The sequence below is a fragment of the Terribium retamae genome (genome assembly GCF_022347545.1).
Lineage (GTDB): Bacteria > Pseudomonadota > Alphaproteobacteria > Rhizobiales > Rhizobiaceae > Mesorhizobium > Mesorhizobium retamae.
Map to the genome: position 1 here is coordinate 192,686 of NZ_JAKREW010000006.1, position 11,459 is coordinate 204,144.

Genomic DNA, 11,459 nt, shown 5'->3' on the forward strand with positions numbered 1-11,459 from the left:
AGTCCCCTCACGCAGCCTCGCCGATCACGCCGGCGTAACCATTGGCTTCGAGATCGAGCGCCAGCGATTTGTCGCCGGACTTGATGACCTGGCCCTTGTAGAGCACGTGTACGCTGTCCGGCACGATGTGCTGGAGCAGGCGCTGGTAGTGCGTGATCACGACAATGGCGCGGTCGGGCGAACGCAGCGCATTCACGCCATCGGAGACGATCTTCAGCGCGTCGATGTCGAGGCCGGAGTCGGTTTCGTCAAGCACGCACAGCTTCGGCTCGAGCAGCTTCATCTGCAGGATCTCGGCACGCTTCTTCTCGCCGCCGGAGAAGCCGACATTGAGCGGACGCTTCAGCATGGCGATGTCCATGTTGAGAGAGGCCGCAGCTTCCTTCACCAGCTTCAGGAATTCCGGCACCTTCAGCGGCTCTTCACCACGCGCTTTACGCTGCGCGTTCATGGCCACCTTCAGGAACTCCATCGTGGCCACGCCCGGTATCTCCATCGGGTACTGGAAGGCGAGGAAGATACCGGCGGCGGCGCGCTCGGCCGGATCCATCTCCAGGATCGACTCGCCATTATAGAGAATGTCGCCTTCGGTGACCTCATAGTCCTCGCGGCCGGCGAGGATGTAGGACAGGGTCGACTTGCCGGAGCCGTTCGGGCCCATGATGGCTGCGACTTCCCCCTTGTTAACCGTGAGGTTCAGGCCGCGAATGATCTCGGTGCCGTCCTCGGCAATGCGGGCATGCAGGTTCTTGATCTCAAGCATTTGTTCTTCCTGAATCTTTTTAAGCGATCAGCCGACCGAGCCTTCGAGCGAAATGCCGATGAGTTTCTGCGCCTCGACGGCGAACTCCATCGGCAGCTCCTGAATGACATCCTTGACGAAGCCATTGACGATCAGCGCGATAGCCTCCTCTTCGGGAATGCCTCGCTGCATGACGTAGAACTTCTGGTCTTCGGAAATCTTCGACGTCGTCGCCTCATGCTCGAACTTGGCGGTCGCGTTCTTGGCTTCCATGTAAGGAACCGTGTGCGCGCCACACTGGTCGCCGATCAGCAGCGAGTCACAGTTGGTGAAATTGCGCGCGTTGGTCGCCTTGCGATGAGCCGAGACCTGGCCGCGGTAGGTATTCTGGCTGAAGCCGGCCGCGATGCCCTTGGAAATGATCCGGCTCTTGGTGTTCTTGCCGAGGTGGATCATCTTGGTGCCGCTATCGACCTGCTGATAACCGTTCGAGACCGCGATCGAGTAGAAATTACCCTGGCTCTCGTCGCCGCGCAGAATGCAGGATGGATACTTCCAGGTGATCGCCGAGCCGGTTTCGACCTGCGTCCAAGAGATCTTCGAACGATGGCCGCGACAGTCGCCACGCTTGGTGACGAAGTTGTAGATGCCGCCCTTGCCCTGCGCGTCGCCGGGATACCAGTTCTGCACGGTCGAATATTTGATCTCAGCATCGTCGAGCGCAACCAGTTCGACGACGGCAGCATGAAGCTGGTTCTCATCGCGCTGCGGCGCGGTGCAGCCTTCCAGATAGGAGACGTAGGCGCCCTCCTCTGCGATGATCAGCGTGCGTTCGAACTGGCCGGTATTCTTCTCGTTGATGCGGAAATAGGTGGAAAGCTCCATCGGGCAACGAACGCCCTTCGGCACGAAAACGAAGGAGCCATCGGTGAAGACCGCCGAGTTCAGCGTGGCGTAGAAATTGTCCGAAGTCGGCACGACCGAGCCCAGATATTTCTTCACCAGTTCCGGATGTTCGCGGATCGCTTCCGAAATCGAGCAGAAGATCACACCTGCCTTGGCCAACTCTTCCTTGAAGGTGGTAACGACAGAAACCGAGTCGAAGACAGCATCGACCGCGACGCGACCGGACTTGTAGACGTTGTCGCTGGCATCCTCATCCGACAGTCCGTCGACCGGTGCCTTTTCCTTCTGCACGCCGGCGAGGATTTCCTGCTCCTTCAGCGGAATACCGAGCTTCTCGTAGACCTTGAGCAACTCGGGATCGACCTCGTCCAGCGACTTCGGACCAGACTGGTTCTTCGGCGCGGCGTAGTAGTGGATGTCCTGGAAGTCGATCTTGGGGTAGTCGACGCGCGCCCAGGTCGGCTCTTCCAGCGTCAGCCAGCGGCGATACGCTTCAAGACGCCATTCCAGCATCCAGTCCGGCTCGTTCTTCTTTTCTGAAATGAAACGGATAATGTCTTCCGAAAGGCCTTTGGGTGCCTTGTCGGTCTCGATCGTCGTTTCGAAGCCATATTTATATTGGTCGACATCGATCTTTCGGACTCGATCGATCGTCTCCTGCACAGCAGGCATAAGCGTTCTCCATCCATGCCGAGGTCAAGGCCCGGCCGTTTTCAAACTATGGCACCGCCGATCCGATACGGACCGTGTGGCGGCGTAAGTTCCATATAGTGTGCTCCGGCCAAGAAAACACCCGGCCAACAGGAACACACGGCTCTACCAGGCCGAAGCCTGAATTCTTTCCACCTTCAGGCGGCTCTTTCCCGTGCTGCGCGGCGAACGACAATGCTCTCCAGCGCCTTGCGAAACCGTTCGACGTCGTCGGCGCTCGAATGAGCGCCGATCGACACGCGCAGAGCTCCACCCTCCTCGCCATAGCCCATGGCCTTCAGCACATGGCTGGGGCCGACCTTGCCGGACGAACAAGCTGAGCCCGCCGACAATGCAACACCCGCCAGGTCGAAGGCGATCTGCACCGTCTCGGCCTTGGCGCCCGGAATAGCGAAGAACGTCGTGTTGGCAAGACGCTCCACGCGCTTTCCGAAGATTTCAGCGTCCGGCACCAGTTCGACAACGATCGTTTCAATGGCGTCGCGACGCTGCCGTACGGCTTCGATACCGCCGAGACCTGCACGTGCCTCACGCGCGGCTGCGCCGAACCCCGCGATGGCAGCAAGGTTTTCCGTGCCGCCACGATGGCCCTTCTCTTGCCCTCCACCCGAAACCAGCGGCTGCGGCATCATCAGATCGGAAGCGGCAACGATCGCGCCCACCCCCTTGGGACCGCCGATCTTGTGCGAGGAGAGAATCAAGTAATCCGCGTAAGGCACTGACATATCGAGCGGATAACGCCCCGCAGCCTGCACCGCGTCGACCACCAGGACACCGCCGGCCGCTTTCACGGTTGCGGCGATCGCGGCCACCGGCTGGATCACACCGGTTTCGTTGTTGGCGGCGTGGATGGCAACCAGAGGAAGACCCTCGGCCTTGTCATGCCCGGCAAGTGCCGCCCCCAAAGCATCCAGATCGACGAGACCGTCGGACGTCACGCCAATGCGCGTAACTTTGTCCGACGTGAAGCGGCCACCGTTCAGCACACATGGATGGTCGGCAGCCGAAACATAGAGGCGTGCCATGCGCAACGCCGCACGCCCCATGCGCCAGTCTGGCGAGAGCAACGTCACCGCCGCCTCTGTCGCACCGGAAGTGAAGATGACATGGTCGGGTTTGGCGTTGACCAGCGCCGCCACATCGCGGCGCGCATCCTCGATCAAACGCCGCGCCGCACGGCCCTCGGCATGCACCGAGGAGGGATTTGCCGCATCCAACGCAGCGACCACAGCCACGCGCGCCGCCGGAAGCAGCGGTGCACTGGCATTGTAGTCGAGATAGGCGCGAGGTTCGGCCATTTCGCTTAGCGTTTTCCCTTCAAAACCCGCTCTCGTCGAGAGAAGCGTTATTTCCTTGAAATTCCAAGGCCAGCCGTCCTATTACGCGGCTTGCGGCAGCAATGGCAGAGCCTTACATCTCAGCCATGCAGTTTTGAACAGTTCTAAACTAGCTTCTAGGTAGACGCTCGCCTTGCGTCAAGCTTGGATTGGGGCCGGAGCGGGAATTGTTCGGACGCCCAGTATATGACCCCGAAAATCGGAATCGACTTTCGGAAAGGATCATGTGCTAAACCAAAGTGTTAGAGCGTCCTTTGGCGTCCAAAAGGACGTGCGGCACTCTAGAGCGTACACCAGGAGTTATTTATGCCAGAGGTCATTTTCGCCGGGCCGGCCGGTCGCCTTGAAGGTCGCTACCAGCCCTCCAAGGAAAAGAGCGCGCCGATCGCCATCGTCCTTCATCCGCACCCGCAATTCGGCGGGACGATGAACAACAAGATCGTCTACGACCTCTTCTACATGTTCCAGAAGCGCAATTTTACCACGCTGCGCTTCAATTTCCGCAGCATCGGTCGCAGCCAGGGCGAGTTCGATCACGGCACAGGTGAACTTTCGGATGCCGCTGCAGCACTCGACTGGGTGCAATCCCTGCATCCCGATTCCAAAAGCTGCTGGGTGGCCGGTTATTCCTTCGGCGCCTGGATCGGCATGCAACTGCTGATGCGTCGCCCGGAAATCGAAGGTTTCATCTCAGTGGCGCCGCAGCCCAACACCTATGACTTCTCCTTCCTGGCGCCTTGTCCGTCATCCGGCCTGATCATCCATGGCGACGCCGACAAGGTTGCACCAGCCAAGGACGTGCAGGGTCTGGTCGACAAGCTCCATACCCAGAAGGGCATCACCATCACCCAGAAGACGCTTCCAGGCGCAAACCATTTTTTTGCCAACGACGCCGAATTGCTGATCGAGGAATGCGCGGACTATCTCGACCGCCGTCTCGCCGGTGAGTTGGCTGACCCGCGGCCGAAGCGGCTGCGCTAAAGGTTCCTACCGGCCCCGCCGGCACAGGATCGGACATGAAAATCAGGCCCTACTCGGACGAGGACAATGCGCGCCTCGTCGATATCTGGCTCGCAGCCGTGCGCGCCACCCATGAGTTCCTGACCGAGGAAGACATCCAGTTCTTCCTCCCAAAGCTGCGCGACCAATACATACCCGCGCTGGAAGTCTATATTGCAGAAGACGATGACGGCCAATTGCTAGGCTTTTCCGGACTGGACGGCGCAAACCTTGAGATGCTGTTTATCGATCCCGCTCACCATGGGTTCGGCATCGGCAAACTGCTGGTTGACCATGCCGTCGCGCTGAAGGGGCCACTCAAGGTCGACGTCAACGAACAGAATCCCGGCGCACTTGCCTTCTATCTCAAATGCGGCTTCACCCAAGTCGGGCGGTCCGAATTCGATGGTACGGGAAAACCCTTCCCGCTGCTGCATCTCGCGCAGTTCGGCTGAGACAGCCGTAAACCGCGACAGGCGCATTGCCTCAGGGGCGCATTGACTTCAGGGTGGTCCTCAGGAAGAAGGATCTTACCCTTGTATCAGCCGCCGCATTTCAATGAGACACGCCCCGAGGTCCTGCACGCACTGATCCGCGCGCATCCGCTGGGACTGTTGATTTCGAATAGCGTCGGCGGGCCGGTCGCCGATCCGATCCCATTCCTGCTCGACGCAGAAATCGACACTCACGGTAAGCTGAGAGCGCATCTGGCCAAAGCCAATCCGCATTGGCGGCTGCTGGCAGACAATCCGGCGAACAAGGTCTTGATCGTCTTCCAGGGCAGCGATGCCTACGTCACGCCCTCCTGGTATGAAACCAAGCGGCAGACCGGCAAGGTGGTACCGACCTGGAACTATGCCATCGTACAGGTGCGCGGCACGGCAAAGATCATCGACGACGGCGCCTGGCTTGCCCGCCAAATCGCCGATCTGACCGGTCAGCACGAGGACGGGCGCGAGCAGGCCTGGGCCGTCACCGACGCTCCGCCGGATTTTATCCAGGCGCAGATCAAAGGCATTGTCGGGCTGGAAATCACCATCGAGGACATCACCGGCAAATGGAAAGTGAGTCAGAACCGGCCGATCGCGGACCGCGAGGGTGTGGCAAGGGGCCTTGACCATGAAGCCTCGCCCCAGTCACCGGATATGGCCACCCTCGTGCGGCGATACGGTGGGCTGAATGGGGAATGATGCCGAGCGAAGACACGCGCGTGGTACGCCATTGGTTCGTCAGCTTGGCGCATTTGTTTCGTCGCGGGTTCTGATCCTGGGAGGCATCTCTGCGAAACCTGTTTAGTGCAGGGTTACCGCCTGACCATGAACAGCGTACGAGCTTAGGTGTCGCTCGGCTTTCGGCGTGCACCACACCGTTCGTCTCAGCCGTGGCAGTCCAACCGGATTGGAGCGGAACAGGAAACCCAGTCGGGCACAGATAACCGCCGCCATCACGGCCAAGCCGAAGCCAAGGCCGAAGCCGACAATGGTGTCGCTTGGATAGTGGGCACCGACAAGGATGCGCGTCGAGGCAAACCAGAATCCCAGCAACAAGAAAATGTACTTTCCGCGCGGGAACAAAAGGATGAGGACGGCAGTGACCGAGCCGATCGTGGTGGCGTGACCCGAGGGAAAGCTGGCGAAGACCGCCTTCACCGTGAATGGATGGAATGAAAACGCGCCATATTGGTCATAGAGCGCTGGGCGCGCGCGACCGATCAATATCTTCAGCACAATGGTGAGCAGACCAGGCAGACCAACTGCCACGAGCACGAACAGTGCTATGCAAGTGCGGTTGTAGACTGCGATAAGCTGCTTGCGCCCTAGACCGGACCAATCGATCTGGTTGGCGATCAGGAGCCAGGCAGCCGCCGGCCAGAGATACCATTCGCCAAGCCCGAGAGGCGTGGAAATTTCCGCCAAGGCGCTGAAGGCCGGTGGCCAGCTTCTCACGGCGGCGTGATCGAGGAAGACTGCTGCCAGCCCCGCGAGCAAAACGCAGGCGAGCGTCCAGGAGAGCCAGAACATACGGTCGTATCGCGCCGGGCGCTGGCGAAAGCGTCGGGCAATCACCGCGAAAGTAGCACCCGAGTTTTCCCGGCTGCGCGCAAGCATGCGCAGGAATAGCGGCCGCGACGGCACGCCGGCGTCCTTCATGATCTTAGCCCCTCGACCCCGTCTTGCCACATGGTGGCAGCAACACATCGATAGAGTGACGCTATCATGACAGATCATCAAGGTCTGGCTAATGAATGATCAAGGGCTGGCGACCCTATAGAGCCCGAGGGCCAAGTTGTCGCCGGATGAATAATTGATGCCGTCGATTTCCGTCAGACGCGTGGCGGTCTTTCCCGAACTTGCCAATCTCGACTGAAGCGTCGTTTCATCGGCAATCGGAACCAAAGCGAGCGCGCAGGCCGAATCGGCTGCGAGATGGGCCGCGGCACCTTCGGCATCAGTCAGTTTGGTGCCGGTGCCTGCCATGAAAATCAGACTCGGCTCGTGATATAACGAAGACGCCAGGACGGATTTTTCGCATGGCCGATACTGGTCGATCGCCGCAACGATGCGCGGCGTCAGCCAAATCGGCGTCAAACTCGGCACGACGAGACCGATCAAAAGCGCATAGGTCGCGCCGGCCGCCGCAGCGGCAGCGCCGATACGACCGAGCGAAAGCCGCGTTTGGCGCGGAAATGCCAGATAGCCCGTCGCGAGTGCAAAGATGGCGGTCGGAATGCTCCAAGGATTGAACACGCCGGTCAGATAAAGCGGCGCCCCGACCGCGATCGCTGCCAGGCCGAGCGTCACTACGACGAGCCCAAAGGCGGTCGCCCAATAGAGCCAGGTTTGCCAGCGTTTCAGTGCAGCCTGTTCAGGCGACAAGGTGAGCAGCCAGCCGACCAGCAGCGCTACCGCTGGATAGGCCGGAAGCACGTAGTGCGGCAGCTTGGTAGGCACGAGCTCGAGCAAGAGCCAGAATGGTATGTACCAGGCAAGACAGAAACGAAGGCGCGGATCACCGCGCACATGGTTGAGGGCAGCCAGCCCGGCGCCAATGGCGATCAGGCTGAACGGCCACATGAAAAGCGAATAGGTCAGCGAATAGTAGCCCGGCGGCATGCCGTGCGATTCCTGGCCATCGGCGACCTTGCCGACCAGATCCTTGCCGACCGCTTCCTGCCAGAAGGCACCACCGCTCTTCCAGGTTATAAGGGCGAGCCACGGCACGACGATCAGCACCGTAAGCAAAAGCCCACGCCCGGCCTTGAGGCGCGAAAGCCATCGGGCATCCCGCTCGAACGCGAGTAGAACCAGAACGGTCAGAAGCGAGATGGCCGGTGTGATCGGCCCTTTGATCAAAATACCCACCCCTTGCGCTATCCAGAACAGCCAAGGGAGATAGTTCGCCGACGGCTCACTGCGGCGGGCCGCGACATAGATCTGCGCCAGCGAGCCTTGCGCGAGCACACAGCAGGCAAGAAGGAATGCATCGGTCTTGGCGATACGTCCTTCGAAGGCAGTTGCGAAAATCGCCGCCACAACCAGCCCTGCAGCCATGCCGGCGTTGGTGCCGAACAACACGGTAGCCGTCCACGCGGTGGCGACCACTCCAATGGCGATGCCGAGGGCAGAAACCAGGCGATAAACCCATATCGGCGCAGCAGCGCCCTCCCCGCTCAGCGCAACTGCCGCCGACTGAAGCCAGTAAATGCCGATCGGCTTCTTGTAGCGCGAGGCCTCCTGGAAGCGGATATCCATGTAATCGCCGCTCTCGGCCATCTGCTTGGTGGCCTGGACGAAGCGCGCTTCATCGCGGTCCACGACCGGCAGGCTGGCCAGCCCCGATGCGGAAAGCACGAGGCTGAAGAGGAAAAGGAAAAGGTATTTCCGGGTCATCTCCACGCGCCCGATCCCTTATTCAAAGATTGACCCGCCGTGGACGGCAGTACCATGAGGTCAGTCTACCTTGCTCATGGCGGCTTTACGCTCGTTGGCGATCAGCCAGAGATTGCGGATATAGATGAAGAGACCCAGGCCTTGCCCAGCGATGAAAACCGGGTCGCGACGCGCGATCGCGTAGACCAAAAGCAAAGCGCCGCCGCCCAGCGAGAAAAACCAGAAAGCGATCGGTACCACCGAGCGTTTGGCACGTTCCGACGCCACCCATTGCACCACAAAGCGCATGGTGAAGAACATCTGGGCAACAAAACCTAGCAGAACCCAGCCATCGAACTGCAGCACGAAGACTTCGTGCATCCAGGTCAACAACTCCTGGAACACATTATCCATGCGCGATTTCCCTTGCCCTTGGCATGCGCCGGCGGCGGCGGCGCAGCCACCAGACCCCAAGCAGATCGGCAGCACCCTGTAGGCCCCGATCAAAAATGCCGTAGTTGGATTTGCCGTGGCGGCGCGAGCGGTCCACCACGTCGCGATGTACCACACCATAACCTTCCTGGATGACCAGCGCCGGCACAAAGCGATGCGTGCCATCGAAGAATGGAAGCTTGCGGAACACGTCGGTGCGAACGGCCTTCAGCCCACAGCCGGTATCGCGTGTCTGATCGTGTAGGATCGCGTTGCGCAGCCAATTGGCGAAACGCGACGCAAGCTGCTTGGCCTTGCTGTCGCGCCGCTTGAGCCGTTGTCCTTGAGCGGCAGCGATCTCTGGCCCTGCCTCACGCAGCGCATCGACCAGAACGGGAATATATTGCGGATCATTCTGACCATCGCCGTCAATGGTGGCGACGATGTCGCCGTGCGCCGCCCAGACGCCGGAACGAACGGCAAGGCTCTGGCCGGACGACTTGTCATGGCGAATGTGACGAACCGGAAAAGGTCGTGCTGCAGCTTGAGCAGCAAGCACCGTCCCAGTGTCGTCTGTCGAACCGTCATCCACGACGATCACCTCGAATTCGCGCCCCCTCATGGCGGTTGCGATCTCGTCGATCAGCAGTGGCAGATTGGCCGCCTCGTTGCGGCCTGGAATAACAATGGAGATCAAGGCGTCCGCCATGGCAATCAGATCGGCCGGAATAGCTTCACGGATGTCAAGCGACGCGGTCGGCCCGACGCGTGCTTTGGAACGGCGGCGCGTCCACCGGAACGCGGGCTTTCCTTACGCCAGCGGCCGGACCGTGGCAAGCTCAGGACATGCCGCAACAGCTTTCACGGACGCGTGATCATCCCGCCTGGATGAGCCTTCCATATCCGAGGGGTGAATTTCGGCGGCGTCCTGCATTCGCCCAAGACTGCGCTGCGCCATCGAAGCCAGCAACCTCGAAACATTCTCGCCAGCCGCTCATGCAGATTGGAGCATTCTCGACCGACATTCTTGTGACATCGGGCCCGGCGATGCTAAAGGGCGCGGGGCAGCCCGCGCCAAAGGTCCGGCTGTTTTCTTGTTGTTCCGGAATCTCGTCATGCCTGCTTTCAAGTCCGACTTTCTGCGCGTTCTCGATGAACGTGGTTTCATCCATCAGATTTCCGATCCGGAAGGGTTGGATGCGCTGGCCAGCAAGGGCCAGATCTGCGGCTATGTCGGCTATGACGCCACGGCGACCTCGATCCACATCGGCAACCTAATCACCGTCACCATGCTCTATTGGCTGCAGGAAACCGGCCACAAGGCAATCACCTTGATGGGGGGCGGCACCTCTATGGTGGGTGACCCTTCTTTCCGCGACGAACAGCGTCAGCTACTGACCCCGGAAAAGATCGCCACCAACATCGAGAGCATCAAGAAAGTCTACAGCAATATCCTGCGCTATGACGGCTCGAACCCCGCCATCATGGTCAACAATGCCGACTGGCTCCTGAAGCTCAACTACGTCGAATTCCTGCGCGACGTCGGCCGTCATTTTTCGGTCAACCGGATGCTCTCCTTCGACAGCGTCAAGCTCAGGCTCGATCGCGAGCAGTCGCTATCGTTCCTGGAATTCAACTATATGATCATGCAGGGGTACGACTTCACCGAGCTCAACCGGCGCTACGGTACGGTGCTGCAGATGGGAGGTTCCGACCAATGGGGCAACATCATCAACGGGGTCGACCTCAACCATCGCATGGGCGGTCAACAGCTTTACGCGCTGACCACGCCTTTGCTCACCAAATCCTCGGGCGAGAAGATGGGCAAATCCGCGTCGGGCGCGGTCTGGCTCAACGGGGATCTCTTCAGCCCCTATGATTTCTGGCAGTATTTCCGCAATACGGAGGACGCCGATGTCGGCCGCTTCCTCAAGATCTTCACGCGGCTACCTCTCGCGGAGATCGCGAAGCTGGAAACGCTGGGCGGTTCGGAGCTCAACGAAGCGAAGAAGGTGCTCGCCACCGAAGTGACAGCCATCGTGCACGGTCGAGCTGCCGCCGAAGAAGCCGCTGAGACAGCGCGCAAAACGTTCGAGGAAGGCGCGCTGGCCGACAATCTGCCGTCAATCGAAGTGCCGGGCTCCGAACTGGAGAGCGGCATCGGCCTGCTGGCGCTGGTAGTACGGGCCGGACTCGCCGCCTCCAATGGCGAGGCGCGCCGCCACGTACAGGGCGGTGCAGTGCGGCTCAACGACGAAGCTATTACCGACGAGCGACGCACGGTGACGCTTCAGGACCTGAGTCCGGAAAAGGTCGTAAAGCTTTCACTCGGCAAGAAAAAACATATCCTGGTGGGGGGGGGGGGGGGGGGCGGCGGCCCCGCCCCCCCCCCCCCCGCGCGCGAGAAGACACCCGCGCGCGCCGCCCCCCGCGGGGGTTTTAGTAGAGGGGGATTTGGTGGGG

General features: G+C 60.4%; 11 protein-coding genes. 4 read left to right on the forward strand and 7 right to left on the reverse strand.

Annotated features, from left to right (window positions below; all coding sequences use genetic code 11):
* Positions 1-7 precede the first annotated feature (7 nt).
* The 3 genes from sufC to L4923_RS09785 form a co-directional block, all read right to left on the reverse strand.
* Complete coding sequence (gene sufC / locus L4923_RS09775) at positions 8-763, reverse strand: Fe-S cluster assembly ATPase SufC (RefSeq protein ID WP_239364187.1); 756 nt, start codon at positions 761-763, stop codon at positions 8-10.
* A gap of 27 nt (positions 764-790) precedes the next feature.
* The gene (sufB, locus tag L4923_RS09780; RefSeq protein ID WP_239364189.1) at positions 791-2,320 is read right to left on the reverse strand and encodes a Fe-S cluster assembly protein SufB; all 1,530 of its coding nucleotides are present in this window, start codon (positions 2,318-2,320) and stop codon (positions 791-793) included.
* A gap of 176 nt (positions 2,321-2,496) precedes the next feature.
* Positions 2,497-3,657 (reverse strand): cysteine desulfurase family protein, encoded by a 1,161-nt coding sequence (locus L4923_RS09785; RefSeq protein ID WP_239364190.1) that lies wholly within the window; start codon positions 3,655-3,657, stop codon positions 2,497-2,499.
* A 345-nt stretch (positions 3,658-4,002) separates the two neighbouring features.
* Between L4923_RS09785 and L4923_RS09790 the strand changes: the two genes are divergently transcribed.
* From L4923_RS09790 to L4923_RS09800, 3 genes are all read left to right on the forward strand, one after another.
* Complete coding sequence (locus L4923_RS09790; RefSeq protein WP_054313999.1) at positions 4,003-4,677, forward strand: alpha/beta hydrolase; 675 nt, start codon at positions 4,003-4,005, stop codon at positions 4,675-4,677.
* Between the two features lie 35 nt (positions 4,678-4,712).
* Complete coding sequence (locus L4923_RS09795; protein ID WP_239364191.1) at positions 4,713-5,150, forward strand: acetyltransferase; 438 nt, start codon at positions 4,713-4,715, stop codon at positions 5,148-5,150.
* A gap of 81 nt (positions 5,151-5,231) precedes the next feature.
* Positions 5,232-5,885 (forward strand): FMN-binding negative transcriptional regulator, encoded by a 654-nt coding sequence (locus L4923_RS09800; RefSeq protein WP_239364204.1) that lies wholly within the window; start codon positions 5,232-5,234, stop codon positions 5,883-5,885.
* 102 nt (positions 5,886-5,987) lie between these two features.
* Here the strand turns inward: L4923_RS09800 and L4923_RS09805 are convergent, their stop codons facing one another.
* From L4923_RS09805 to L4923_RS09820, 4 genes are all read right to left on the reverse strand, one after another.
* Positions 5,988-6,845 carry a phosphatase PAP2 family protein gene (locus tag L4923_RS09805; RefSeq protein ID WP_239364205.1) on the reverse strand — a complete coding sequence of 286 codons (858 nt, stop codon included), beginning with the start codon at positions 6,843-6,845 and terminating at the stop codon, positions 5,988-5,990.
* 99 nt (positions 6,846-6,944) lie between these two features.
* Positions 6,945-8,585: an ArnT family glycosyltransferase gene (locus L4923_RS09810; protein WP_239364206.1), complete on the reverse strand. Its 1,641-nt coding sequence runs from the start codon at positions 8,583-8,585 to the stop codon at positions 6,945-6,947.
* Between the two features lie 60 nt (positions 8,586-8,645).
* Positions 8,646-8,978 (reverse strand): lipid-A-disaccharide synthase N-terminal domain-containing protein, encoded by a 333-nt coding sequence (locus L4923_RS09815; protein WP_239364207.1) that lies wholly within the window; start codon positions 8,976-8,978, stop codon positions 8,646-8,648.
* Entirely contained in the window at positions 8,971-9,705 is a 735-nt protein-coding gene (locus L4923_RS09820; RefSeq protein ID WP_239364208.1) for a glycosyltransferase family 2 protein, read from the reverse strand. Before L4923_RS09820 ends, L4923_RS09815 begins: the two co-directional genes overlap by 8 nt.
* A gap of 406 nt (positions 9,706-10,111) precedes the next feature.
* Between L4923_RS09820 and tyrS the strand changes: the two genes are divergently transcribed.
* Positions 10,112-11,459 (forward strand): tyrosine--tRNA ligase (gene tyrS / locus L4923_RS09825; RefSeq protein WP_239364209.1); only part of this gene is annotated, 1,348 nt, incomplete at its 3' end.